Origin of the sequence: Methylocystis sp. SC2 (assembly GCF_000304315.1) — a bacterium.
In the GTDB taxonomy this organism is placed as follows: Bacteria; Pseudomonadota; Alphaproteobacteria; order Rhizobiales; family Beijerinckiaceae; genus Methylocystis.
Window position 1 is genome coordinate 397468 of the sequence record NC_018485.1, and the last position, 25782, is coordinate 423249.

Annotated in this window: 26 protein-coding genes and 1 tRNA gene; 15 read left to right on the forward strand and 12 right to left on the reverse strand. The window is 63.1% G+C overall.

Translation table 11 applies throughout. The annotated features are described in order from the left end of the window. Positions 1–13: 13 nt before the first annotated feature. Entirely contained in the window at positions 14–3001 is a 2988-nt protein-coding gene (locus BN69_RS01850) for a type 1 periplasmic-binding domain-containing protein (protein ID WP_014889839.1), read from the reverse strand. Positions 3002–3341: 340 nt separating this feature from the next. Here BN69_RS01850 and BN69_RS01855 point away from each other — a divergent pair. The 5 genes from BN69_RS01855 (at position 3342) to BN69_RS01875 (ending at position 6190) form a co-directional block, all read left to right on the forward strand. Beyond that, positions 3342–3417: transfer RNA gene (locus tag BN69_RS01855), tRNA-Ala, on the forward strand. A gap of 136 nt (positions 3418–3553) precedes the next feature. Then, complete coding sequence (locus tag BN69_RS01860; protein ID WP_014889840.1) at positions 3554–3988, forward strand: universal stress protein; 435 nt, start codon at positions 3554–3556, stop codon at positions 3986–3988. 182 nt (positions 3989–4170) lie between these two features. Further along, entirely contained in the window at positions 4171–4371 is a 201-nt protein-coding gene (locus tag BN69_RS01865) for a hypothetical protein (RefSeq protein WP_014889841.1), read from the forward strand. 336 nt (positions 4372–4707) lie between these two features. Beyond that, a complete protein-coding gene (locus tag BN69_RS01870) occupies positions 4708–5190 on the forward strand; it encodes an SH3 domain-containing protein (RefSeq protein WP_014889842.1) in 483 nt (160 codons plus the stop codon). Positions 5191–5260: 70 nt separating this feature from the next. Then, on the forward strand, positions 5261–6190 hold the full coding sequence (locus BN69_RS01875; protein ID WP_014889843.1) for an MBL fold metallo-hydrolase: 930 nt from the start codon (positions 5261–5263) through the stop codon (positions 6188–6190). On the opposite strand, the gene BN69_RS01880 is transcribed toward BN69_RS01875, so the two are convergent. The 5 genes from BN69_RS01880 to BN69_RS01900 form a co-directional block, all read right to left on the reverse strand. Further along, positions 6187–6516 carry an FtsB family cell division protein gene (locus BN69_RS01880; protein WP_014889844.1) on the reverse strand — a complete coding sequence of 110 codons (330 nt, stop codon included), beginning with the start codon at positions 6514–6516 and terminating at the stop codon, positions 6187–6189. The two genes, BN69_RS01875 and BN69_RS01880, sit on opposite strands and share 4 nt — an antisense overlap. 36 nt (positions 6517–6552) lie before the next feature. Continuing rightward, positions 6553–7152: a PopZ family protein gene (locus BN69_RS01885; protein ID WP_244435013.1), complete on the reverse strand. Its 600-nt coding sequence runs from the start codon at positions 7150–7152 to the stop codon at positions 6553–6555. A 207-nt stretch (positions 7153–7359) separates the two neighbouring features. Next, a complete protein-coding gene (locus BN69_RS01890; RefSeq protein WP_014889846.1) occupies positions 7360–8829 on the reverse strand; it encodes a TolC family outer membrane protein in 1470 nt (489 codons plus the stop codon). A gap of 112 nt (positions 8830–8941) precedes the next feature. Beyond that, positions 8942–9646, reverse strand: coding sequence for a protein-L-isoaspartate O-methyltransferase family protein (locus BN69_RS01895; protein WP_014889847.1), 705 nt, complete (start codon positions 9644–9646; stop codon positions 8942–8944). A 75-nt stretch (positions 9647–9721) separates the two neighbouring features. After that, positions 9722–10204, reverse strand: coding sequence for an RrF2 family transcriptional regulator (locus tag BN69_RS01900; protein ID WP_014889848.1), 483 nt, complete (start codon positions 10202–10204; stop codon positions 9722–9724). A gap of 168 nt (positions 10205–10372) precedes the next feature. Here BN69_RS01900 and BN69_RS01905 point away from each other — a divergent pair, with 168 nt between their 5' ends. After that, complete coding sequence (locus tag BN69_RS01905; RefSeq protein ID WP_014889849.1) at positions 10373–11176, forward strand: sulfite exporter TauE/SafE family protein; 804 nt, start codon at positions 10373–10375, stop codon at positions 11174–11176. A 30-nt stretch (positions 11177–11206) separates the two neighbouring features. Continuing rightward, on the forward strand, positions 11207–12190 hold the full coding sequence (gene cysK, locus BN69_RS01910) for a cysteine synthase A (RefSeq protein ID WP_014889850.1): 984 nt from the start codon (positions 11207–11209) through the stop codon (positions 12188–12190). Between the two features lie 201 nt (positions 12191–12391). Here cysK and BN69_RS18320 read toward each other — a convergent pair whose 3' ends face one another. The 3 genes from BN69_RS18320 to BN69_RS01925 form a co-directional block, all read right to left on the reverse strand. Further along, positions 12392–13765, reverse strand: coding sequence for a pentapeptide repeat-containing protein (locus BN69_RS18320; RefSeq protein ID WP_014889851.1), 1374 nt, complete (start codon positions 13763–13765; stop codon positions 12392–12394). 184 nt (positions 13766–13949) lie between these two features. After that, positions 13950–14363 carry a hypothetical protein gene (locus BN69_RS01920; protein WP_014889852.1) on the reverse strand — a complete coding sequence of 138 codons (414 nt, stop codon included), beginning with the start codon at positions 14361–14363 and terminating at the stop codon, positions 13950–13952. A 35-nt stretch (positions 14364–14398) separates the two neighbouring features. Next, on the reverse strand, positions 14399–15349 hold the full coding sequence (locus tag BN69_RS01925; RefSeq protein ID WP_014889853.1) for an aspartate carbamoyltransferase catalytic subunit: 951 nt from the start codon (positions 15347–15349) through the stop codon (positions 14399–14401). A gap of 242 nt (positions 15350–15591) precedes the next feature. Here BN69_RS01925 and nadA point away from each other — a divergent pair, with 242 nt between their 5' ends. The 5 genes from nadA (at position 15592) to BN69_RS01950 (ending at position 20648) form a co-directional block, all read left to right on the forward strand. Then, positions 15592–16692, forward strand: coding sequence for a quinolinate synthase NadA (gene nadA, locus BN69_RS01930; protein ID WP_014889854.1), 1101 nt, complete (start codon positions 15592–15594; stop codon positions 16690–16692). A gap of 38 nt (positions 16693–16730) precedes the next feature. Next, positions 16731–17351 carry a DUF4202 domain-containing protein gene (locus BN69_RS01935; protein WP_014889855.1) on the forward strand — a complete coding sequence of 207 codons (621 nt, stop codon included), beginning with the start codon at positions 16731–16733 and terminating at the stop codon, positions 17349–17351. Between the two features lie 6 nt (positions 17352–17357). Then, positions 17358–18902, forward strand: coding sequence for an L-aspartate oxidase (locus BN69_RS01940; RefSeq protein WP_014889856.1), 1545 nt, complete (start codon positions 17358–17360; stop codon positions 18900–18902). Then, positions 18899–19750 carry a carboxylating nicotinate-nucleotide diphosphorylase gene (gene nadC / locus BN69_RS01945; RefSeq protein ID WP_014889857.1) on the forward strand — a complete coding sequence of 284 codons (852 nt, stop codon included), beginning with the start codon at positions 18899–18901 and terminating at the stop codon, positions 19748–19750. The genes BN69_RS01940 and nadC overlap by 4 nt, the downstream gene beginning before the upstream one ends. 187 nt (positions 19751–19937) lie before the next feature. Beyond that, the gene (locus BN69_RS01950; RefSeq protein ID WP_041926759.1) at positions 19938–20648 is read left to right on the forward strand and encodes a class I SAM-dependent methyltransferase; all 711 of its coding nucleotides are present in this window, start codon (positions 19938–19940) and stop codon (positions 20646–20648) included. Here the strand turns inward: BN69_RS01950 and BN69_RS01955 are convergent. Next, positions 20642–21526, reverse strand: a complete 885-nt coding sequence (locus BN69_RS01955) for a ChbG/HpnK family deacetylase (protein ID WP_014889859.1) — start codon at positions 21524–21526, stop codon at positions 20642–20644. The genes BN69_RS01950 and BN69_RS01955 overlap by 7 nt on opposite strands. Before the next feature lie 91 nt (positions 21527–21617). Here BN69_RS01955 and BN69_RS01960 point away from each other — a divergent pair, with 91 nt between their 5' ends. From BN69_RS01960 to murJ, 3 genes are all read left to right on the forward strand, one after another. After that, positions 21618–22580 (forward strand): glycosyltransferase family 2 protein, encoded by a 963-nt coding sequence (locus BN69_RS01960; protein WP_014889860.1) that lies wholly within the window; start codon positions 21618–21620, stop codon positions 22578–22580. Between the two features lie 193 nt (positions 22581–22773). Beyond that, positions 22774–23190 carry a hypothetical protein gene (locus BN69_RS01965; protein ID WP_014889861.1) on the forward strand — a complete coding sequence of 139 codons (417 nt, stop codon included), beginning with the start codon at positions 22774–22776 and terminating at the stop codon, positions 23188–23190. A 41-nt stretch (positions 23191–23231) separates the two neighbouring features. Next, positions 23232–24761 carry a murein biosynthesis integral membrane protein MurJ gene (murJ, locus tag BN69_RS01970; RefSeq protein ID WP_014889862.1) on the forward strand — a complete coding sequence of 510 codons (1530 nt, stop codon included), beginning with the start codon at positions 23232–23234 and terminating at the stop codon, positions 24759–24761. 3 nt (positions 24762–24764) lie between these two features. On the opposite strand, the gene BN69_RS01975 is transcribed toward murJ, so the two are convergent. Both BN69_RS01975 and BN69_RS01980 read right to left on the reverse strand, forming a co-directional pair. After that, positions 24765–25145: a DUF2267 domain-containing protein gene (locus BN69_RS01975; protein ID WP_014889863.1), complete on the reverse strand. Its 381-nt coding sequence runs from the start codon at positions 25143–25145 to the stop codon at positions 24765–24767. A gap of 133 nt (positions 25146–25278) precedes the next feature. Then, entirely contained in the window at positions 25279–25710 is a 432-nt protein-coding gene (locus BN69_RS01980) for a hypothetical protein (RefSeq protein ID WP_014889864.1), read from the reverse strand. Positions 25711–25782: the final 72 nt, after the last annotated feature.

Sequence of the window (25782 nt, forward strand, 5' to 3'; positions counted from 1 at the left end):
GAAGCCTGCCCTGCTACAGTCCCGGCAGGAGCCGATAGTCGAGCAGCGCCGTCCAGCCGAGTCCGCCGATGGGCAGCAGCAGCGCGCGAATGGGCGGCTGCTGCGAAAGCGGCACGAACGAGCCTTGGCGCAGTCCGTCGACGAGTTTGAGAAGCGTTTCGAGCTGGGAGACCTTCTTACCAGATCCATCAGCCCCCTTCATGGCGACGAGCCTTTTCGTCAGACGCGTCCTAACGGTTTCCCGCGCCTTTTCGGCGCTGAAGCAAAGCGCCATCGCGCACCCAAAGACGATCGAAAATCCGAAGATTTGCGTCGCGATGATTGGGGGGCTTAGAGCGAAATCCGCAAATGCAGTGCTGCGAGACACGATAAGCAGAGCAAATATCGCAAAAGGGAAATAAATCAGTTTGCTGATGCATTTCGTGCGAAGCGCAAGGAAATCGAGGTCCAGCCACTCGTCCAGCAGCGGATCTTCAAATTCGAGCTTATCTTTGAAAATTCTATGCGTGTTGGCAGGCCAAACGGTCTTGTGCTTGCGCAAAGCGTCGACGAAAAGCAGGCAAAGCAACGTTGAATCGAACACAAGGAAAACCAGCACAAGCGTAAACGTCACGACCGGCAGCGTGACGAAGCTGTATACGTCGCCGAGCTCGCCGCGGACAGGCACATTGGGACGATCAAAGACCAAGGTCAAAGACTTAAATAGCGTGAACATCAGAATAATAAAAAACCCGATACGCACAGCAACTGGCGCGAGCGCGCTTTTTGCGACATACGCTTCCCAGATCTTATCGACTTGGACCTTGTCGTTGCTGTCCTTCGGCTGGGGCAGACGGTATGAAACGAGCGTCCAGAAGCTTCCAGCATCCATTAAAGACTTTAAACCCTCAGCAGGTGTATTGTTCTCGGGAGTCTTTGGCGCGCCTTTGAAGAATCTGTCCTGTAGTTTGCCGAGGTTGCGTTGCAGCTCGCACCAAGCGTCGAACGCCAAGCACAGGGCCAATACGCCGGCGATCGCTCGCAATGAGATCGGCGGCCAGATGCTAACGCCCTGCGTCCAGGCTATCGGCTCACCCATTCCGCTTTCGGTGGCTGCATCGGCGTAAAAGCCCCACCCCATAATCAATACGATCCCCATCAAAAGAATTCCGCCCAGCCCTAAACAAGTGGATCGCAAAAAGGGGAAGAGCGACTTGCTTTGATGGAAGAACGCCAGGATAGCCGTTGCAAGCGAAAAAATGGCGACCATCCCGACTGCGCTCCATCCGGAGAGTTTCGCATAAAGCGGCGGTATGACAGGGTGGATTTCATCTTCCGCCAACAGTGCGCCGGCGTTCGGCGCCGCTTTTATCGGCAAGGCCAAAAACGCGCCGCGCCGATCGATTTCAAACGCCAAAGGATATGCGGTCCCATTCATGATTTTCTTGCGCAGCGCTATGCTCTCCGGCGAACCTTCTTTCATCGCCGCCAGACGGGCCGCCAGAAACGCGGAGGTTTGATAGGTCGATCGAAAGGGTGGAATGTCCTTCTGCAGATCCTCCGCTAGCGTTGGTCCATAGCTCGAAGCGACGATGAGATTGCGGGTCCACTGCAGTTCGTCCTGCCCTGCAAGCGCGCCATCGTAGTCGGTCGTGAAAAACACCGCCTCGGGAAATAGCGGTTTGAGCGCGCGCAGGACAAGCAGCTTGTCGAAGACATCGTTGCCCAACACGCCGATCGCCCTGATCCCCTCCTCGCCTCGGCGCCTGAATTCTTCGTCCTTCTCCTTCAGTCTCGCCGCAAGCCTACGCAAATAATCAAATTGATCCTGCCCGAAAGCTTGCTCGAAGGTTCCCGAACCGTCTCGCGATTTAGAGGATTCTTTCGAGTCTCTGCCGCTTTCTTCTTCTTTTTTTGTTGACCGGACGCTTCGGTCGCCCGCCGGCAAGACTCCATCGAGACCCCGAAGATAGGTAATGCGTTCTGTCGAGAGGTCAGTAAAAGCCTTTTCAAAAGTCTGCGCGATCATGCGACCGTATAGCGTGTCGCGATCCGTCACCAGCGCGATATGCGGCTTGATATCGCCGTGTCTCTTTACTCTTCTAAGCTTCAACTCCTCCGCGATCGCACGCGCAAGAACGACATCTTCGCCGATTGTCCTGAAGACGTTTTCTGGCAAGCCCTGCAAACCGGATTCGCTCGCCGTGGCGCCGTACGAATAGAATTGCATCTCCTGTTTGGCGTCCACACTCTTTGCAAGTTGCTGCGTCAAATTTTTTAGAACGCCCGATGAGTAAGGACCCAGTATTCGAATTTTAAAGCCCTCGCATATCGAAACTGCGCTATTTTCGCAGAGCTCCCGCCGCAACTGCAGAAGTTTGTCCAACGGCGCGTCGTCGTCGGAAAGTACGTCCTCGTCGATCCATAAAAGAAGGAGCGGCCCCGAACCATGGCGTTCGTCGTTAAACCATTCGAAAGGAACCGCGAGCGGCAGCCCGTTTCCAAGTTGGTCTTCTGGTCGAAAATATCCGATATGCTGCTCGTTGCGCGGTTCATAGCCCTCGAGATGCAAACCGCTCAGCACGGCGTAGCGCAGACGCCGGCGCATCTCAGCGTCCTCGAAATAAGGCGCGCCAGGAACCGTAACGCCGATAACGCGCACGCCGTTCGCGTCGGATCGGAATTCACCGTTTGCTTTGATCAGAGGCGACCGGCAATGCAAAGGCGCCACAAGCGCGCGAGATTCCTTCCTGGCCGACCACGCCCGTTCACAGTCCTGTTTTTCCTTCGGGTCGGCGTTCTTGATCTGACGCGCGACCGTATCGAAAGGGTCCTGCCATAGCCGGGCTTCGACGTCCTGCGCGCTAAACCTCTCCTCGATGCGGGTTTCCAACGGCGGCGGCCGCAGCGCCGTCAGGGGCGCATTCTGAGTGTAAAGATATGCGCCGGTAGCGACGAGGGCGACGAAGATTGCGCTATTGGCGCCAAATCCCTGGGGGCTTTTCTTCTCGTCTTCAGCCATGACGCCACTCCGAAATCACTTTTGCGCCATGCGGCGCCAACATTAAAAAACAGGTCTCGCGTAGCCCGGCGCATCGGTCGGGAATCGGACGCAAATCGTCCGCGAGAAAAATCCCTTCAAGCGCCTGAAGGGCGCCATGGCGATCGGCGACGCTCAAAAAAAGCGTGAGTCGATTTCGATCTTCTCCTTGGCCGACGCGTGGCGGGGTTAGCCTTCGCCGAACACGCAGCTTCAGTCGTCAACCCAAACATTATGCAACAAGAAACCGCTGTGGCAAGCGCTTGGCGGGGCCAACCCGATTGACAGGATATCGCCCCCCGTGTACCCCACGCGCCGGAGCGGGGCTGTAGCTCAGATGGGAGAGCGCTGCAATCGCACTGCAGAGGTCCGGGGTTCGATTCCCCGCAGCTCCACCAGCCATTCAAAACCATGCGGAGGGCGCGCTCTCGCCGCGCAGGGCGCCGTCACCCGCGAGCGCGCGGGACCCGGCCGCCTCATTGTTTCGAGGGGGGCCCGCGCCATATCCGGTGAGAGAATTCCCGGAGCGCGCCCATGTATCGCAAAATTCTCCTGCCGATCGATATCACCGAATCTGACATGACCGACCGGGCGATCTCCGTCGCTCAGGAATTGGCGAAGGCCTTCGACAGCGATATGCGCGTCGTCAACGTGCAGTCGCTCCTGCCCATCTCATTTCTCGACTATGTGCCTGAAAATTTCACCGTTCAGGCTCGCCGCGGCCTGGAGAAGGAAATAGCGGCGGTCGCCGCCAAGATCGACCGCGCGCCGGAACGCGTGTCCACGACGCTGCTGTTTGGTCCGGTCTATCAGAAGGTCTTGGCCGAGGCCGAGGAATGGGGCGCCGATCTCATCGTGCTGTGCTCGCACCGGCCGGGCATGGACCGTTTTCTCATCGGCTCCAACGCAACGACCATCGTCAATCACGCGCAATGCTCGGTGCTGGTGGTGCGCGGCATGGCGCCGTAAGGCCGCTGTAGCTTCCGCGGCGCTGTTTTATTCGCCATCCACGACCGCGGCGACGCCTCGCGCATGTGAACCTAAAGTGGCGCCTCGGTGACGCGGCCTTCACGAAACTCTCATCACGCTCTCACATGATTTTGCTACCGACGCGGCGATGCGGCGATCAGTAATGTTCTCGCGAGGATGCCATGTCGAAAGAGGCGATGCAGAACGCCGGCGGTTCGGCGACGGAAAAACCTGAGAGCAACACCGGCAAGATCGTTGGCGGCGCGATCGCCGCGGCGATCGGCGGCACGATCGGCGCGCTGCTGATGGGCGGCTACGCCATCCTGCCGGCGGCCGTCGTCATCGGCCTGCTTGGCGTCGCGCTGGGCGCGGTGTTCGACTGACCTGAATTTCGCGCCGGGCGTCGCACGTACGCGCGTCCGGCACGGAAGCGTGCGTTTCGAGTTCGCGCGTGAGAAACTTGGCGGCTGAGTCTCCTTAACAGGCGGGCGAGGCCGCTTTTTTGCGCGCCGGCTCTCGTCCCTGCCCCGAACGTTCTTGATAACGCTAATGGAATTTGATCGGCGGCCGGCTCGGCCTTTCGCTTTTCTAAAGCCAAGCGTAGGAATATGACTGATTTCGTGGACTGCGGCCCTGGGCGGAACCGTTTCGCTCGGATTTCGTTAGTCCTCGGAACCGGGCCTTGTTACCGGCCCAGTTTTCATCTGGGGAGGATAGAAATGAAGAAAATTATCGGATTCGCTACGGCGGCCGCCGTCCTGTTCGGCGCTTCCGCTTTCGCCAGCCCGCTGACCAGCGCCGCGAATGTCCGGTCCGGCCCCAGCCCAAAGTGGCCCGTCATCGGCCAGTTGCCCGCTGGCGTCGACGTGACGGTGCTCGATTGTGGCGGCGGCTGGAAACGCGACTGGTGCCAAATCCAAGCCGGCGACATGAAGGGCTTCGTGGCCGCGGGCGTGCTCGGCACGCAGGGCAACAATGTCGTCGTCGCGCCGGTGACCACCAACAATGACGTCGCCATCTACAAAGGCCCCGGGGTTAACTACAAGATCCTCGGCAGCATCCCCGAGAACACGACGGTCAACATCGGCGGCTGCGTTCTGGGCTGGGGCGAGACGACCTGGTGCAAAGTGAACTACGGCGGAAAAAAGGGCTACGCTCTGCAATCCGAGCTGCAGCGTCAGAACTCGCTTTTCCCGATGTAATCCGCGCGGCGCGGCGGAGGAACGTCCCACCGCCGCGCCGCTCTTTCGAGCGCGCCTGCGACGCCATATGATGAGGCGCGGCCCCCTCGGTCGCGATGAGGGCGCGGTCATTCAAGCGGGACCACACAAAGCCGTTTCGGCGCGCGTCTCGCCGCTGACGCGACGCATGGTCGCGCCAAATCCCGGCCCGTTCACCTACACCGGAACATGCAGCTATATCGTCGGAAATGGCGATGTGGCGATCATCGACCCCGGACCTGACGACCCGCGTCATATCGAGGCGATGCTTGCGAGCATCGGCGGCGAAAGACTGCGTTACGTGCTGGTGACCCACACGCATCGCGATCACTCGCCGGCGGCGCGCGCCTTGAAGCAGGCGACGGGCGCAATCATCGCCGGCTGCGATCCCTACATGCCCAGCGGGTCGCAACGCCTCGGCGCCCCCAATCTCGACGCCGCCCACGATCCGACCTACGCGCCGGATATCGTGCTGCGAGACGGCGCTGCGCTCGAAATCGGCGACGCTACTCTTGTGGCGCTGGCGACGCCGGGTCACACGGCGAACCATCTCTGCTTCGCGCTTGCGAAGGAGCGGGCGCTCTTCACCGGCGACCATGTGATGGGCTGGGCGACCACCGTGATCGCGCCGCCGGACGGCTCCATGGGCGCCTATATGGCGTCGGTCGAACAGCTGCGCGGGCGCGATGACCGCATCTACTGGCCGGGGCACGGCGAACCGGTGCATGATCCCCAGCGATTTCTGCGCGCCTTGCTTCATCACCGGCGCGCGCGCGAGGCCGCCATTCTTCAGCGTCTCGAACTGGGCGACGAAACGATCGCTGAAATCGTCGCGCATATTTACGAGGGCGTCGACAAACGTCTCCACCTCGCGGCGGGGATGACCGCGCTCGCCCATCTCGAAGATCTGATCGCGCGCGGCCTTGTCGACTGCGCGGGACAGCCGGTTTTGCAGGCGCGTTTCTCGCCGCGCCGAGATTAGGGCGCGCCCGGCGCCGGCAAAAAGATCACGACGTCGTTCTTGTGCGCCCGCCCCAGTCGCTTGCGCGCCTCCTCCTCGAGGATGTCGGCGTCCACGGTTTCGCCCTTGATGAGCGCCAGGCGGCTTTCCCAGAGCATGCGCTGAAGCTTGAGCAAGTTGCGCTCCAGACGCAACTGCTCGAGCTTCTGCTCAAATTCTTCGCCGGTCTTCAGCCCGCGCTGGCCGTTAACGCCGTGCCAGATGAAATAGGCGGCCATGACCCCAGCCACTGCGTAGAGGCTGAGCGGGAACACGAGCGTATGAATCAGGACTCGGAGCCGATGCATGGCCGCGAGGATAGCTTCGACCCGTTTAAAGCGTCGTTAAGGCTGACTCGATTTGCGCGCCGCGGCCGCCATACGGTTTGCTGGCCGCGCCAGCCGCTCGATTTCGGCGCGCACCAGCTGGTCGACGAGCGCAGGCAGATTCGCCTCGAGCCATTGCTGCAGTATCGGCTGCAGCATCTCTCTTGCGCATCGGTCGAGAATGTCGCTCTCGCTGAACGCTACGCCGGCGGCGAGCGCTTGGAATTTCGACGCGACCGTCGCAGCGGAGTCATCCGAAAGCAACGCCCTATCCTCGACCGGCGAAACATCGCAGATCTCCATGCCGGGCTCCTGACGCTCAACCACGTCTTCAACCTCCGATAATTCTTCGGCGTCCGCCCGTTCGGCGCCCTTCTCCTGAGAAGCGTCGCCGGCGACATACACCAGCCGAACGTCCCTTGCTTCCTCGATCTCGTCGAGGTCGTCGTCAATGAGCGACAACGGCGGTTCGTCCTCGCGTCGCTCGAGCACCGGCGCCGGATAGGCGCGGCGCGCCGCGTCGCTATCGCGCGCACGGCGGCGATCATCGCGACGCGCGTCCGGCAGGTTGTCGTCATCGGCGATGATGCGCCGGATGGAAGCGAGAATTTCCTCCATTGACGGCTCGTTCGCGCGCGCTTCGTCCTGCAACGAGTGCGACGGGGCGGATGCGTTCGCTGCGCTCATGGAGTTCTGCCGCTTTGCGCGGAAAGGCCGCGCATGAAGGTGGACCGGATCTCTGACCGCAGCAAACCCGCGAATCAACTTGGTCCCGACGAATTCCACACTTTTCGCGCTATGATGTCACCCGCATTCGCAAAATTCTTATCGGCCGTCGGGCGTGTCGAGACCGAACCACAAGTCGTGCACCTGATCGAGATGAACGCCCGGATCATAGAGCGCGACCGCGAGGTTGAGTTCTTGCGCCGACAAGCGCCCGATCGATCCCAGCGCCGCATAAGACGCCACGACGCGATCGCGTTGCGACGTCACCAGATTGACCCTGGCGTTGAGCAGAGACTGCTGCGCGTTCAGCACATCCAGGGTCGTGCGTTGCCCGACCTTGGCCTCTTCGCGCACCCCGGCGAGCGCCGTCTCCGCCGCCTTCACCGCCGCCTGACCGGAGATGATCGACGCCTTGGCGGTGTCGAGAAGCCCGTAGCTCGACACGACGCTGGCGCGGACGCTCTCGCGCTGAACATCGGCATTGAGCCGCGCCTGGCCGAGTTGCTCCTTGGCTTGGCGAATCGAGGCGTATTCGGCGCCGCCCTGATAGAGCGGGACATTCAACTGCGCGATCGCTGACGCCGTGAACTGCCTCGATCCCGGCAATCCGAGAAAAGAATCATATTGATTCGACACCTGGCCGTTGACCGAGAGATTGGGCGCCAGCGCGCTTTCCGCGACCTTGACCGCGAGCGCCGCCGCGTCCACCTGATGAAAGGCCGCGGTCACGCCCGGATGCTCCACCAATGCGATGGCGATCGCCTGCTCCACCGACTTGGGCAACAACGGCTCGAGGCTGCGCCCCGGCTCAAGGTGTTTTGGCTCAGCGCCGATGATCTGGCGGTAGTTCGCCATGCTGTTCTTGAGCTGCGCCTGCGCGGCGTAGAATTCCGAACGCGCCAGCGCGACCGAGGCTTCCGCCTGGGCGACGTCGGTTCGAGTCACTTCGCCGACCTGGAACCGGTCGCGGCTCTGCTTGAGCTGTTCCTCAAGCACCGAAATGTTGTTTTTGCGCAGCGACACCACCGCCGTGTCGCGCAGCACGTTCATATAGGCGGTTGCGCCGTTCTGAAGGGTCGCCTGCTCGGTCAGGCGCATCGTCGAGCGCGCCGCAAAAACCCCCGACTCCGCCTGACGCACGGAATTTTCCGTGCGGAAGCCGTCGAAGATCGTCTGCGACATGTTCAGAGTCGCGCCGCGCGGATACCCCACGTAGGTGTCCTGAAAATCGCCGCTCCCGCCGGCTGCGGCGCCGGCCAGTTGGCTGCTGTTGCCGCCGAAGGGAATCTTGATCGCGGCGTATTGCGCGCCGTACTGCGCGGTGATGCTGGCTTTCGGTCGAAGGCCTGATTTCGCCTTCGGCGCGTCCTCGTCGCGCACCCGCACATTGGCGCGGCTTTGGTTGAGATCCGGGTTGCCGTAATAGGCCCGCGCCAGAGCCGACAGAAGGCTCTCCGCAGAGGCCCGGCCCGGCCAAAGAGCCACCGCCGCAAGCGCCAATGCTGCGGACGCGCAGGACAGGACGTTGGCCGACCGCCGCCACCCGACGCCAAACCCGTCACTTCTCATTGCTCTCAACCTATCCCGCGTGTCGACATTCGCGCCACACTACGGCAGCGACCAGTCTAAACGATGACACCGAACGTAACGGTAGAAACGCGATTGAGGCGAAATGGCGGCGCTAGAGGTTGAAGGCGGGCGCCTCTTCGAAGCCATCGAGCACCGGCGCCGTCGCCGAGAACAACGGCAGTTCGCCCGCCGCGCGGCCGTCCTGGCGCTCGAAGCGTACGACCTGCTGGCCGGCGCGCGGCTCCGGCGTGACGATCGCCAGCAGCCGACCATCGGGCGTCAGCTGTTCGAACAACGCCTCGAGTCCCGCCTGAACGCGGCCGTGAATGATGATGACGTCGTAAGGGGCGCCGCCGGCGTAGCCCTTTTCCAAAGGCCCCAGCTCGAGTTGCACGTCGGCGCAGCCCAATGCCGCAAGCCCAGCCTTGGCGCAGGCGGCAAGACCGGAATCGCATTCCAGCGCGACAATCTTGTCGGCGAGGCCGCAGAGCAGTGCGGACGAATAGCCCACGCCGCCAATGTCGAGCACTCTATCCGTCGCTCTGACGTCGGCGCTCTGAAGCATCCGGGCCAGCACCAGCGGCGGCAGCAGGCTGCGTTTGCGTCCGCTGGCGCCTTTCACGGAGATCGCCATATCCGAATAGGCGAGCGCGGCGAGGGAGTCCGGCAGGAAAATCTCGCGCGGCGTCTCGAGGAAGCGCTCCAGCAACGGCACATCCGTCACGTCGAACGGACGAAGCTGGCGCTCGACCATGGTGTGGCGCAAAGTCGCTGTCGCCTCGCCCGTCTTCGTCACTTGCGCCACCCTGTCCAACATTCGCTTTCCGGCTTAGCCGGCCCCTTGGAGGAGATGCTGCGGCGCGGAACCGCGCCGGCGTTTATAGGCGCCGACTCACGCCATGTCCATGGCTTGGCGCGCAGCTTCTCCGCCGACGAGCGGACGGACGCCGTCGCCGCTCTCGCCCAATCCGCGCATCTGCTCAAGCGACGTCTTGTCGAGCACTTCGGCGATCGCCTCTCGCGCTCGCAGCATGACGAGGCGAACCGCGCATCGCGTCTCGTCCGTGCAGTCGTCGCAACGACGGTAAACGGTTTTGCTTGCGCATTGGATCGGCGCCAGCGGTCCGTCGAGCGCGCGCACAATATTGCCGACGCCTATGTCTGAAGGCGGCCGCGCCAGCATATAGCCGCCGCCCTTGCCCTTTTTCGAATGGACGAAGCCGGCGTTGCGCAGCTCGCCCAAAATCGCGTCGAGAAACTTCTTTGGAATCTGATTCGAGGCGGCGATATCCGCGACCAATGCGGTTTCTCCCGGCCGCACCCCCGCCAAATGCACCATGGCCTTGAGGCCATACTTAGCTTTTTTCGTCAGCATTCCCGTTATGACCTTCAGGGCTAGGTCCGAACCGGACGCCCTTTTGCGCCGGCATACTACTGCAGTCGACCGGCATATTCACCTTTTCCCAAAATCCGGCGCGCGGCAGAATTGACAAAGTCGACTAGATTTATAGAGTAAAAAGACCATTGTCGACGAAAGAGAGAAATGCCCGCCTTGTCGGACGCGCTCGGCGCGATCAATCTCCTCTATTCCGCTTCTGGTTTCTTCGTCGGCGCGCTCGTCGGCTTCACGGGCGTCGGCGGCGGCTCGCTGATGACGCCGATCCTCATGCTGGTTTTCGGCGTGCCCCCGACGACCGCCGTCGGCACCGACCTGCTTTACGCCGCCGTAACCAAGACCAATGGCACGCTCGTTCACGCCCTGCACGGCACCGTCGACTGGCGCATCACCCGCCGGCTGGCCTATGGCAGCGTGCCTGCGAGCATCGCGAGTCTTCTCGTCCTCTCTTGGCTCGGCAAGACCGGCGGCGATGCGGCCAATGGGCTCATCACCTCGGCGCTTGGATTCGCGCTGCTGCTGACCGCCTTTTCGATTCTCTTCCGGCGCTGGATCCTGGATCACATCTCGAGACACACGAACGACATGAGCGATCGGCGCCTGCTGTGGCTGACGGCGATTCTCGGCGTCCTTCTCGGCGTGCTGGTCTCGATCTCTTCGGTCGGCGCGGGGGCGATCGGCATGACCGTGCTGCTGGCGCTGTATTCGCACACGCCGACCGCGCGTCTGATCGGTTCCGATATCGCCCACGCCGTGCCGCTGACGCTGATCGCGGGGTTCGGGCACTGGCTGATGGGCGGCGTCGACTGGTTGCTGCTTCTATCGCTCCTCATTGGCTCTCTTCCAGGCATCGCCATTGGCGCCCATTTCGCTACTCGGGTTCCCGACCGCTATTTGCGGCCGGCTCTTGCAAGCGTCATGGCTCTGGTCGGAATCAAACTCTCAATCTAGACCTCATTCTTCTTTCCCTGGGGGCGAAACATGTCGCAGGCAGCACCGAGCTTCACGCCGCCGGCCAAACCTGGCCGAGGCCGCATCTATGATTCCATCACGCAGACGATCGGCGATACGCCGCTCGTCCGGCTGGATCGCTTGGCGCGCGAGCGCGGCGTAAAGGCGAATCTCCTCGCCAAACTCGAATTCTTCAACCCGATCGCGAGCGTCAAAGATCGAATCGGCGTGAGCATGATCGAAACGCTTGAAAAGAGCGGCGCGATAACGCCCGGGAAATCTGTTCTGATCGAGCCGACCTCCGGCAACACCGGCATCGCGCTCGCCTTCGTCGCCGCCGCGCGCGGCTATCGACTTATTCTTGTCATGCCGGAATCGATGTCGATCGAGCGGCGCAAGATGCTGGCCCTGCTCGGCGCCGAGCTGGTGCTCACTCCGGCGTCGCAGGGCATGAAGGGCGCGCTCGCCAAGGCCACTGAACTTGCCGCCGAGAATCCCGGCGCCGTCATTCCCCAGCAATTCGAGAATCCCGCCAACCCCGAGATTCACCGCGCAACGACGGCCGAGGAAATCTGGAACGACACGAATGGCGAGGTCGACTATTTCGTGTCGGGCGTCGGCACTGGCGGCACGATCACCGGCGTCGGCCAGGCGCTGAAGGCGCGCCGGCCCGGCCTCCGCGTCGTCGCCGTGGAGCCGGAAGATTCGGCGGTGCTCTCCGGGCGCCCGCCCGGTCCGCACAAGATTCAGGGCATCGGCGCGGGCTTCGTGCCGCCCATTCTCGATCGCAGCGTCATCGACGAGATCATCACCATCGGCAATCAGACGGCGTTCGAGACGGCGCGGCTGCTCGCGCGCGTGGAGGGAATTCCGGTGGGCATCTCGTCGGGCGCCGCCGTCGCCGCAGCCTTGGAGATCGCCGGCCGCCCCGAGGCCGAGGGCAAGAACATCGTCCTGATCATCCCGTCCTTCGCGGAGCGCTATCTCTCGACGGCGCTGTTCGAAGGGCTGTGACAGTCACGGCGCGGGCGGGCATTCATAAGCGGAGCCCGCCTTCGCCCTGCCGAGTTTGCAATATTCGGACAGATAAAGCTCGATCGCATTGGCGCAGTCGTTCTCGAGTTTGTTCGAGGCGCCGAGCGAGGCGAACTCTCGCGCAAAAGCGAGATCGAGGATTCCGACCGCTACTCCCGCTCGGGCGATGAGCGGCCTTTCCTACGGGCATGCCTGCGTGCGAATGAGCGCAAACCTCGAGCCGTCAAACCCCTCGGGAAATTTTGTCGCGCAATCCACCGACGCGTTTTTCAAATTCGCGCCGGACAGATCCGCACGCGACAGATCGGCGCCGCGCAAGTCGACGCCGCGCAAATCGGCGTTGCGAAGATTGGCGCCGCGAAGCGACGTTCCGTCTAACGTCGCCTCCCGCAAATTTGCTTCGGAAAGATTGGCGCCGTCGAGTTTCGTGCCAGCCAGCCGCGCGGCGCGCAGGTCGGCATTGCGCAGATCCGCGTCTTCCAACTTGGCGCGGGACAGATCGGCGCGAGTGAGCCCGGCGCCGAAGAGGGACGCCTGCGGCGCGACGAAATCGCGAAGATCGGCCCCGGCGAAGACGCATAAAACGCAAGTGAACTCTAGGGCTTCGACGCCTGACAGATCGGCGGCGTTGAATTCGACGAACTCGAAGAACGCCTTGTTCAATCGAGCGCCGACGAAATCACCCCCCTTGAAGCCGACATCGGCGAAGCGCGCGCCGGTGAAATCCGAGCCGCGCCCATCGAAATTAGGACTAAAAAGGGCATGGCTCAAAATACTGTTCGATAGGTCGGTGCGGCTGAAATCATTCCTGCCGTTGAGCGGGAAAAAGCTGGTCCTGGCGCCTTCAGGCGTCTGCTTATTCACCTGCTCCATCGTTATTCCCAGCAATCTCGCTCGCGCGCGCAGATCGCGCGAATCCCACGCCTTGCTTTTCGCGGCGTAAGCTTCCTTGGGCTTTCCAGCCGCCGTAAGCGCTTCCGCGAGACGCAGCTGAGCCAACGGACGGTCGGGCCAGCGGCGCGCGACCTTTTTCGCGAGAGGAAGGGCGAGCGCAGGCTCCTGCCAATAGAGAAGATGGGCGAGGAGCGTGAGCTGCGCGTCGCCGTCATCCGGCGCGGCGCGCGCTTTCGCCTCCAGAGCTTCGCGTTCGGCGGCGAAATTCTCGACAACCGACGCCGACATGCCGCCAAGACAGATGGGCGACAAATAGAGAGCCACGCGAGTCCGTTTCAGCAGAATTAAGGGCGCCTTTTGGGCCGTCTCGCCGATCTGGGGAATGGGTGTCGGGCAGCTGTCTTCGCCGCCAAATTCGACATCGAGGCGCGCGCCGGTTTTCACGCCCTTCCAACCCCGCGTGACTCTGACAGTCGCGACTGTGTACAAACGGTCGGAGCCCGGCCGCAGCTTCTCGACGACGTAATCGACGACGACATCCGCTTGGCGCAGATTCCCGGCCCAGTCCTTCACGACCGGCGACCGGCAGGAGCAGGCGCGCGCCGAGGGCGCGGCCAGCAACACGAGGAGAAAAGCGAAAGTTCTTAGAAAATACGTCATGGCGCCGCCCAAAACGTCAGACGCCAAACCAAACGACGATTGAGCGCGTCAGGGTCGGCGTCGACAACAGCTTACAAAGCGAAGCGTCGACGTCGCAAGCCTCCCTCTTTCGCCGAAGGCTATCTTTCCACGGCGCTGTTCCAAGGGCTGTGACGGAAACGCGCCGAAAACCGGCGCGCATTCCTCAGGCCTTCGACGATCCGCTTTTGTTGCGCTTTTGCGGCTGCTTGGCCGCCTGCGGCTGCTGAGCCGCCTGACGAGGCGTCGCCTGCGCGATCTTGCGGCGATGCACCGCCGCGCGCGCGTAGGCGCCTGTGACATAGCCGACGGCGACAATGATGATGTAGACGATCACCAGGAAGCCGCCACGCTGATTGGCGGACGCCGCCCTTTCGAGAAGACTGACGACTTCGGTCTGGTCAATGAATTTGTCAGCGATGATTCCGCAGACAATGCCGACGATCGGCACGAGCCAGGACGGCAGCCGAAAATAGCCGAGCGCTGCGGCGAGAAGAAACGCCACGAGGCCGAAGACGTGTATAAACTCGATCAAGATTGACTGGATGATGAGCCCAACAAAGCGGATGAGCTTGATCATTTCTACTCCCCTACGATCATTGATTTTGGAGAAGCTTACACATTTGGCAGGTGCTGCGCGAGCGCTTCGAGCACCGCCATGCGCACCGCGACGCCCATCTCGACCTGTTCGCGAATAAGCGAGCGCGCGCTGTCGGCGACGGCGGTGTCGATTTCCACGCCGCGGTTCATCGGCCCGGGATGCATCACCAGCGCGTCCGGCGCCGCATAGGCGAGCTTCTCTTCGTCGAGCCCGAAGAAGTGGAAATATTCGCGGGCGCTCGGCGTCATCGCGCCGGCCATGCGCTCGCGCTGAAGGCGCAGCATCATCACGATGTCAGCGTCCTCGAGTCCGCGCCTCATCTCGTGAAACACCTCGACGCCCAGCCGCGAAAGACTGTCCGGCGCAAGCGTCGAAGGCCCGACGACGCGCACCCGCGCGCCAAGCGCGCCAAGCAGCAGGATGTTTGAGCGCGCGACGCGCGAATGGAGAATGTCGCCGCAAATCGCGATCGTCAGCCCCTCGATGCGGCCCTTGTTCCGCCTGATCGTCAGCGCGTCGAGCAGCGCCTGAGTGGGATGTTCATGGGCGCCGTCGCCGGCGTTGACGACGGAACAGTCGACCTTTCGCGCCAGAAGATGCGCCGCGCCGGCGTGCGCATGGCGCACGACGATGATGTCGGGGCGCATCGCGTTCAGCGTCACCGCGGTGTCGATCAGCGTCTCGCCTTTCGACTCCGAGGAGCGCGCGACCGACATGTTCATCACGTCGGCGCCCAGGCGCTTGCCGGCGATCTCGAAGGACGCCTGCGTGCGCGTCGACGATTCGTAAAACAGATTGATTTGCGTCCGCCCGCGCAAACTCGAACGCTTCTTGTCGACCCGCCGCGACACTTCGATCGCCTCCTCGGCCATGTCGAGAAGGGTGACGATGTCAGGACGGGTCAATCCTTCGATGCCGAGAAGGTGGCGGTGCGGGAAAGAAGCTGGCGGCGCCCCTGATTGCATGCGCCGTCTATAGCAGCTTTGACCAGCGCCGAAAGCGTCATCCGCCAAAGCGCAGAGCAGTCGCTCGCCCGTCCTTCCCTTGACATATACTCGGGCCGAGCACATGTCTTGCGTGACGAGGTTGCGAGATCCTCATCCGCGGCTTAGTCTTGAAAGCTTGAGCGCTCCGAGCGGCATCCGTCTCGGAGATTTTATGGGGGCTACTTATACTCAATCTGAGTATAAGAGAGAGACGCCAAACAATGACACTCCTGACCAGCGACGTTCGAAACGCGCCGAGCGCGAGGCGCGAGCCTCCGGCGAGCGCCCTTGGCGTCCGCCCCGCGAGCCGCTTTCCCGTGCTGCCACGCCCTGATCTGGAATGGACGCCCGAGGTTCAAGCTGCGACCGCGCATCTTTACGAACGCGTGGCGCGAGTCATTCCGCCCGTCGAGTGGCCGTTCCACGCCCCTTACGTGAAGGCGATCAACGATCTCAAACTTGTGCGCAACGCCACCATCCTTGCGCATAACTACATGACGCCGGAGATCTACCATTGCGTCGCCGATCACATCGGCGACAGCCTGCAGCTCGCCAAGCTCGCCGCGAAATCCGACGCCGACATCATCGTTCAGGGCGGCGTGCATTTCATGGCCGAAACGTCGAAGCTGCTCAATCCGAACAAGGTTGTGCTCACCCCGGACATGAAGGCGGGCTGCTCGCTCGCCGAGTCGATCACCGGCGCCGACGTGCGCGCCCTGCGCAAGCAATATCCCGGCGTTCCGATCGTCGCCTATGTCAACACATCAGCCGATGTGAAGGCCGAGGTCGACATCTGCTGCACGTCGTCGAACGCGGTCAAGGTCGTCGAGAGTCTCGGCGCCGAGCGCGTCATCATGGTTCCCGACCGCTATCTGGCGCAGAACGTCGCCGCGCAGACGAAGGTGGAGATCATCGCCTGGAGCGGCGCCTGCGAGGTGCATGAGCGCTTCACCGCCGAGGAGATCGAGAACTATCGCGCCGATCATCCCGGCGTGCAGGTGCTTGCGCATCCGGAATGTCCGCGCGAGGTGATCGAGGTCTCAGATTTCGCCGGCTCGACGGCGGCGATGATCGATTTTGTGCGCAGCAGGAAGCCGGCCCGCGTGCTGCTCGTCACCGAATGCTCGATGGCCGACAATGTCGCCGCCGAGACGCCGGACGTCGAATTCGTGCGACCATGCAACTTCTGCCCGCATATGAAGCGCATCACGCTGCCGAAAATCCTCGACAGCCTGCTTTACGTCCGCGAAGAAGTGACCGTTGACCCCGCAGTGGCCGAGCGCGCGCGCCGCAGCGTGCAACGCATGATCGATCTAGGCTAGACTGTGGGCCGCTTGGCCTGACTTGGACAGGGCGGACAATGCTGGCGCTCGATGCGACGATTGCGGCCATCGACGCCGCCAATGCCGACGATCCGCGCCGCGTCGAGGGCCGAGCCTTCGAGCTGGTTTACGCCGCGCGCATGAGCGCGCGGCTTGCGGCGCTCTATCCCGACGCCTCCGATCTCCTCAAGATTGCGACGCGCGCGCAACATCTGCGGCGCTGGGAGATCGCGCGCGGCGATTATGAGGAGGGCCGTCGCGGCTACAACGATTGGCGGCGCGCCTGCCGCATCCACCACGCCGATCTTGCTGCGCAGATCATGCGGGCGCATGGCTATGACGAAGCGGCCGTCGCGCATGTCGGCGCGCTGATCCGTAAGGAGCAGCTCAAGAAAGACCCGGAGTCGCAGGCGCTCGAAAACATCGCCGCGATTGTCTTTCTCGAGCATTACTTCGACGAATTTCTCGAAAAGCATCGGGATTATCCCGACGACAAGCTCGTCGACATTCTCGGCAAGACATTGTGCAAAATGTCGCCCAAGGGCCATGCGGCGGCTCTCGCCCTGCCCTTGCCGCCGCGCGCGCGCAGCCTGGTCGAAGCGGCGGTCGCCCGTGAGGCCGCCGCGCTCGCGCGGCTCGCCGCCGTCGCGGTCGACTAGGCGTCGATGCGCGAGAATTTGCCTCCCATCCTCATCGTCGGCGGCGGGCTCGCTGGCGTGTTCTGCGCGCTGAAACTGGCGCCGACGCCCGTGGCGATCTTCGCGCCGACGCCCGTCGGATACAGCGGCTCGTCCTTTTGGGCGCAGGGCGGCATCGCCGCCGCCGTGGAAGAAGGCGACACGCCGGAAAGCCATGCCGACGACACGGCGGCGGCGGGCGGCGGCCTCGTCGACCGCGACGTCGCGCTCGGCATGGCGCGAGAAGCGCGCGCGCGCGTCGAAGATCTCGCGGCGATGGGAACGCCCTTCGATCGGTCGGCGCTCGGCGGCTTTCTCCCATCGCAGGAGGCGGCGCATTCGCGTCGGCGCATCGTGCGTGTCCAGGGCGATGTCGCGGGGCGGGCGATCATGGACATTCTGGCCAAGGAAGTCGCCAGAACCCCATCGATCCATATCGTCGAAGGCTATTCCGCGCAGGAGATCGTGGTGCGCGGCGGTCGCGTGGTCGGCGTGTGCGCGCGCGATAACGCCGGCATGATCCACGAGACGCCCTGCGCGGCGCTCATCCTCGCGACGGGCGGCGTCGGCCATCTGTACCGGGTCACGACCAATCCGTTGGAGGCGCGCGGCGTCGGCGTCGCCATGGCGGCGCGGGCGGGCGCGCTGATCGCTGACGCGGAATTTGTGCAGTTTCACCCCACGGCGATCGACATTGACGCCGATCCGGCGCCGCTGGCGACCGAGGCGCTGCGCGGCGAGGGCGCGACGATCGTCGATCGGGATGGCCGCCGCTTCATGCTCGACATCGACCCCAAGGGGGAGCTTGCGCCGCGCGACATTGTCGCCCGCGGCGTTTTCGCCAGCGTCAAGGCTGGCAAGGGCGCCTTTCTCGACGCCCGTTCGGCGATCGGCGCCGAATTCCCGACGCGCTTTCCGACCGTTTACGCAAGTTGCATGAGCGCCGGGATCGATCCTTCGCGCGAACTTATTCCGATCGCGCCCGCGGCGCATTACCATATGGGCGGCGTCTGGACCGACGAGCGCGGACGCACCAACCTCGATGGCCTCTGGGCGGTCGGCGAAGTCGCTTCGACCGGCGTTCACGGCGCGAACCGGCTCGCCTCCAATTCTCTTCTCGAGGCGATCGTTTTCGGCGCCCGCGTGGCTGCGGACCTGCGCGCGACGCCGCTCTCGCCGGTCGAATGGCGCCCGAAGGCGGAGCGCCTCGAGCCGGCGCCGCGCGACAAGGATTTCGCGGTGATCGAAGAGATGCGCGATCTGATGTCGGCGAATGTGGGCGTCATCCGAAACGGCGCCGGGCTTGCGGTCGCGGTACGGTCGATCCGCCGCATGATCTCGCGAACGAGCGATATTGAGGCGCGCAATATGTTGACGACGGGTCTGTTCATAGCGGCGGCCGCGCTCAAGCGACGCGAGAGCCGGGGCGCGCATTTCCGCTCCGACTTTCCGCAGCCGGACCCCGCGCGCGCGCGCCGCTCGCTCACGACGCTTGACGCCGTCCTGCGCGTCGCCGACGAGGTGGACTCATGATCCCCGATTTGCCCCCGATGCTGATCGAGGACGCGGTTCGCGCCGCGCTCGCCGAAGATTTAGGCCACGCCGGCGACGTCACGACGCAGGCGACCATCCCCCGGCGGGCGCAGGCCCGGGCGGGGATTGTGGCGCGCGACTCGGGCGTGGTCGCCGGGCTGCAGGCGGCGCGCGCCGCCTTCGCGCTGATGGATCCTCAGATCATCTTCGAAGCGCAGGCGACCGACGGCGCCCGCGTCGAGCCGGGAACGCTCGCAGCCATCATCTCCGGCCCGGCCCGGCCCATTCTCTCCGCGGAGCGCGTTGCGCTCAATTATCTTGGCCGGCTGTCCGGCGTCGCCACGCTCACGGCGCGCTACGTCAGCGCCGTGGCCGGCACCTCCGCGCGCATCTGCGACACGCGCAAAACGACGCCCCTGTTGCGCGCCTTGGAGAAATACGCCGTGCGATGCGGCGGCGGCGTCAATCATCGCTTCGGCCTCGACGACGCCGTGCTCATCAAGGATAACCACGTCGCCGTCGCGGGCGGCGTCATTCCGGCGCTCAGCGCCGCCAAGCGGAATATTGGCCATCTCGTCAAGATCGAGGTCGAAGTGGATACGCTCGACCAGCTGCGCGAGGTCCTCCACGAGGGGGCGGACGCGGTGCTGCTCGACAATATGACGCTCGACGATCTGCGCAGCGCCGTGGCGCTGGTCGGCGGCCGGATGATCTGCGAGGCCTCCGGCGGGGTCACGCTGGCGAGCGTGACGGAAATCGCGAAAACCGGCGTCGACTTTATTTCAGTTGGCGCGCTGACGCATTCCGCGCCGGTCTTCGATTTCGGTTTAGATATTGAATTCGTTTGAAATTATTCGGCGCTGGGATAAAGCGGCCGGCTGCCGCCGAGCGCTTCCTTGTCAAGGCGCGCGCTGCTATAAGCCGTCAACCGCTTCCGCGGACTCTCGAGAAACATCCTGAGCCATGCCCTCATTCTTCGCCCGCAAGCTGATCAATCGAGTGCGGCGAAGGCTTTGGAGCTCTCCCCTCTCGTCAATGCCGTCGCCCCTGCGGGCCCAGGCGACGCGCGATAAAAATATCGCCGCCGAAATCGGCGACTATGAGCGCGCCTTCGGCTTCGCCCACAGCGCGGGCTCGATGCCCCTGCGCACCTTGCTGCGCATTGAGCGGCTGCTGACCGGATCCGAAATCTTCTCGGCCGAAACGGGCTGCGGAAAATCCACGATTTTTTTTTCGCGCATCGCCCAACGGCACAAGGTTTTCTGCTTTGACGACCGCGGACAGAAAGCGTCCAGCGTCGACTATTTCCTCAACTGTCCCGCGACGCGTCCGGACCGCCTTGACCTTGTCTTTGGGCCGACTCAGCTCACGCTGCCGCGACACGAAGACCATTTTCGCTACGACCTCGTCCTGATCGACGGTCCGCACGGATTTCCGTTCCCCGAGCTCGAATATTACTACTTCTATCCGCACCTGAAGACGGACGGGCTGCTCGTCATCGACGACATTCATATTCCAACCATCAGCCGGCTCGCGGACTTCCTGAGCGAAGATCACATGTTCGAAAAGGTGGAGTTTGTCGGCTCGACCGCGATCTTCCGCCGAACCGACGCGCCGGTCTTCGATCCGCTGGGCGATGGCTGGTGGCTGCAGGCCTTCAACCGCCGACGCGCGTCGTTTTTGAAAGACATCTATCTGGAGGACGGCAAGAAACGGGCGCCGATCTCCTTCGAAGGAATCTACTGAGCCGCCGCGCGCTCGGCGCTGAGGTTCCGGTCGGCCTGCGACAGACGACCCAAACGCAGGCCGCGCTTCTCCAGCATCTCCGGCAGTCGCGTCGACAGCAGGAAAGCAAGCTCCTGCTCACGCGTGATCGTCACCGGATCGAGCTTGCACAGCTCTTCGTCGACATGGCCTGGATGGCACATGATGAGATGTCTGCGGCCCGGCGCTCGAAGATAGCTTTGAAAGATTCTCGCATAGTCAAAGCTCGGGTGAAAATTCGAGAATCCCGCGAAGCCGTCGTTGACGCCGAAGCCGCGCTGGCGCGCCTCTCGGCGAAAGCCGCCAGCCAGCGAGAGCGCAGAGAGCGCCTTGCGGGCGTTGACGCCGCGCAAAAGAATGCGATGCAGCCCATCCCCGGCGTCGCGAACCCAGGCCCGGCCGCCGAGCCTTCGCGCCTCCATGGCGTCAAGCAGCGCCGTCCTGATCCCAGGAAGCACGTGAATATGCTGATGGCCGTCGACATGGTCCGGCGGGCGATCCATCACCGCTTCGAACCGGTCGAACTGCCGATCAATCTCGGCGCGGATCTCGTCCATTGGCAGACGCCGGCCGAAGGCCATCTGAACAACTTTGGCGAGCGGGGGAAACTCTCCGTTCGGCGCGAACTTCGGCATCGACGTTAGAGGCCGCCCCAGAGTGAGGTTGAAATGCAGGCCGACGTCCGCGGTTCGACTGCGGCGAGACAATTCGAGTCCCATGGCGGGCCAGCGGCGACCATTCACCAAAGCCGACACCGCAGTGAGCCTCCCCGCGTCAAGCGCTTCCAAAATGCCGGCGCTAACTCCATAAGACAGGCTGTAATCGTCCGCGCATACGGCAACAATCTGGTTATCAACCATCGCCCGCTCCTCTGCGCCGCACAGGCGACTTCGCCTCCGCTGCGCCCGTTAATCCTATGCTCCGCCTATAAATATTGGTTTAAACGCCGCCATGAACAGGCCCGATGTATCGCTCGTGATCCCCGTCTTCAACGAAGCGCAAAATCTTCGCTCGCTCGCAGCCAGACTCGCCTCGGCGGTTGACGCATGCGACGTCTCCTATGAAGCGATCTTCGTCGACGACGGCTCGAGCGACGAAAGTCTGGAGATATTGCGCGACCTCTGCGCCGAGGAGCCGCGCTTTCGCGCCCTGTCGCTTTCCCGCAACTTCGGCAAAGAGGTGGCGATCGTCGCCGGACTCGACGAGACGCAGGGACGCGCGGTCGTCATCATGGACGCCGACCTGCAGCACCCGCCGGAAGTCATCCCACAATTCATCGAGAAGTGGCGGGAAGGCTACAAGAACGTCTACGGCCAGCGCATCGACCGAGCGACCGATCCCAAGCTGCGCACAGCGTTCACACATGTTTTTTACCGTTTGTTGGAGAACTTTGGCGACGTGCGCCTGCCGCCGGGCGCCGGCGACTTCCGCCTGCTGGACCGGCAGGCGGTCGACGCGCTGCTGACGATGCGCGAGCGCGCGCGCTTCAATAAGGGTCTCTTCGCCTGGATCGGCTTCAAATCGATCGGCGTGCCCTTCGACGTGGAAGGCCGCGCCGGCGGAACGTCAAAATTCAATTTTGTTCAGCTTGCGCAATTTGCGCTCGACGGGCTGATGTCGTTCTCGTCGATTCCGCTCAAGGTGTGGACCTATGTAGGCTTGGCGATCTCCGCCTTCGCGATCGCCATGGCCGTCTATTATTGGGCGCGCACCATGATTTTTGGCGTGGATACGCCGGGCTTCCCCACTCTGGTGGTCTCGATCGCCTTCTTCTCCGGCGTTCAGCTGATTTCGCTCGGCGTGCTCGGCGAATATGTCGCGCGCATCTTTAATGAGGTAAAGGGAAGGCCGCTCTATCTCGTCGCCGAGAGGCTGGGCGAGAACGAAGCGGCCAACGGCAAAGCGGACGACTAGAGCGCTTCCCGATCACATGGAATCATGTGATCGATAAGGAATCGCTCCAAATCAAAACGTTGGAGCAGGTTCTCATCGAAAAAGTCTGTCAACTTTTTCGGAACCTGCTCTAGGGCGTCGACAAACTGAGCGGGCGGGCTTTCGCAGATGCGTCATGCGCTGCAGCGGCACACAGGGGACGAGGCGCGAATTCATGAACACCGATGCCCGCCGTTCGCCCTTGCGCGGCAGAAATCTCCTGATCGCCGCGGCGCTGATCGCGCTGTTCGGCGCATTCGGCGTCCGCCTGTGGCGCTTCGCATCGCCCCCGGCGCTGCCGACCCTGCTCGCCGGCCTGCCCGAATCGAAAACCGAGGCCGACCAGCGGCTCTTCCAGGACCGGCTGACGCAACGCTTCCATCCCGGCTCCACGGAAGTCGAAGATCTCATCGGCGAACTGCGCGACGACGGATTCACCGTGGATGCGGATCAGGGCGTCGCCACATACGAACGCCGGGCCGACATTTCCGACAAGTGCCGTCGCAGCGCCAACATTCACTGGTCGCGAGGCGAGGGCGACGAGCTTGCCACGATCACTGGCGGATACTCCCTCCACTGCCCGCAGCACTGACAAGAGCGCTGGCTTAACCAAATCCTGCTAGGACGATTGTGATGATTCGCAATCTGCTCTCGGTCGGCGGCTTCACCCTGCTCTCGCGCGTGACGGGATTTCTGTCGCTCGCCATGCAGTCGGCGATCATGGGCGCGGGCGCCGTCTCAGACGCCTTCTTCATCGCCCAGCGCCTGCCCAACAGCTTTCGCGCGATCTTCGGCGAAGGCGCTTTCAGCGTGGCCTTCGTCCCGACCTACTTAATGGCGATCGAAAAGGAGAGCGACGCCGCGGCCGAGGAATTCGCCGGCGAAGTCTACACGCTGCTCCTCGCCTCGCAGATCATCTTGCTCGCGATCGTCTGGGCGTTGACCCCACAATTCGTCTCGTTGATCGCGCCCGGTCTCGACGACCGTCCGGAAAAATTCGCGCTGGCCGTCAATCTCACCCGCATCACCTTTCCCTATTTGCTCTTCATCACCCTTTTCGTCTTGCACCAAGGCGCGTTGAACGCTCATGGGCGCTTCGCGCTTCCGGCCTTCGCGCAAAATTTGATGAATCTTACGGTCATGGCGGCGCTCGCCGTCGCCTTCCTTTTTCCCAACGCCGGCTATGCGGCGAGTTGGGGCGTCACCGTCTCGGGCGTTCTGGAACTCGGATTACTGATGTGGCAGGCGCGGCGCATTGGCGTCCTGCAACGCTTGCGCAGGCCGCATTGGTCGCGCGTGCGCGATTTCTTCATCCGCCTCGGGCCGGCGATCATCGGCTCGGCCAGTCCGCAGATCGCCGTGCTCGCCGACACGATTCTCTCGTCGATGCTTCCCGACGGCGGCGTGTCGTCGATTTCTTACGCGGAGCGGCTGTACCAGCTTCCCGTCGGCGTGATCGGCATCGCCGCCGGGACTGTGCTGCTGCCCGAAATGAGCCGCCGGCTCGCGGCGGGCGATGAGGCGGGCGCGCTTCACGCGCAGAGCCGAACCATGGCGCTTACCGTCGCGGCCACGGCGCCGTTTTTCATCGCCTTCGACACGATTCCCGAACTGATCGTCGCGGGGCTCTTCCAGCGCGGAAAATTCTCGGCGGCCGACGCCTACGCCGCCGGAGACGTGCTCGCCGCTTATGGCGCCGGTCTGATGGCGCTCGTGCTGATCGCCTCGGCCCGCGCGAGTTTTCAGGCGCGCGGCGACACCAGAACCCCGATGCTCATCGCGCTGGCGGCGCTCGCCGCGAATGTCGCGTTGAAGATCGTGCTGTTTGGACCGCTCGGCGCGGTCGGCCTCGCGACGGCGACGTCCGTCGGATTGTGGATCAACCTCGCCGCGCTCGTCGGACTCGCGCTCGCCCGGGACGGCATGCGATTCGACGCCATTTTCGTGAAGACGCTCGGCGCGACGTTCGTCGCCAGCGCCTGTCTCGCCGCCGTCGCCATTTTCGGGCGTTCATCCGCCTTGGCGCTTGGCGCGCATTTCGGCGCTCTCGCCAATCTCGTCGCGCTCACCGCGCTCGCGGTCGTCGGCGCGCTCGTCTACGCGGGCGCCCTTCTCGGGGCGCTGCGCGCGAGCGGCGTGACGATCGCAAGCCTCAGACGATAGGGATCAGACGAACTGCGCGATGCCCGGGATCGAATCGACGATCGCCCGCAGCTTTTCCGGCCCGACTTTCTCTTCGGCATAGCCGAAAATCTCATGACCCAGTTTTGGAACCTGGCTCATATCGACGCCGGCGCCGTTCAGCTTGGCGGCAAGGCCCATCAGCCCGCCCATACCCCCCATCAAGCCGGCAAGCCCGCCGCCGCCGCCCGCTGATTCGGCGGACTGGATCGCCTCAGGGGCGCCGGGAAGCTGAGCGAGCAATTCCGATACGGCGCCGTCACGCGATTCCTTTTGAAGGAATCCCAAAACGAGGCCCACCGCGGTCCTGGCGACCTCTGCGTCAACGCCAAGGGCCGCCGAGACGCGCGCCACCAGTTCATCCATTGCAGGCCTCCCCTTCGCAAACCGAAAGACGCCGGACTGTCGCCGCCACAGAAAGGAAAATCAAGCGCGTTTCGTTTGCGCTTATAAGTCCGCCGGATGGCTGACGCGCGCGACGGGCGCGTCAGCCAGATCATTACGCCGAGTGACGCAGATCCGTCGGCGAGTCGGTGCGCTCACGCAGGGCCGGCAGAATGTTCCTGATCTTCTCGGCGCCCTCGGCGCCAAGGATATTTTCGGCGCGCCTTAACACTTCGCGCACCAAAGCATCGGTCTGAGCTTCGCTGATTCCGAGCTTTTCAAGCTGTCCGGCAAGAATGTTCACATCGGCGCGGCCGTGTCCGATAAAGCTCGTCATGCCTTCGATGACTTGCGTGACGCCGCCGTCGCCAACCGACTGCGCCGTTTCGATGTCTTGCTGCGCGCGCGGCATCTTGGCGATCATGACCTGCATATTGCCGGTCGTGTCCTTGTCGCGAAGAAAACTGAGGACGAGGCCGATGGCCGCCTTGGCGACCGTCGGATCGAGCTTCGTCTGGGAGACGACGTTATTGGTAAGTTCTTCCATGGGACATCCTCCACGCGAACCATTGTGGTTGCGGTAGATGTCGCGGCGACGCTGGCGTTCAAGCGTGGCTAT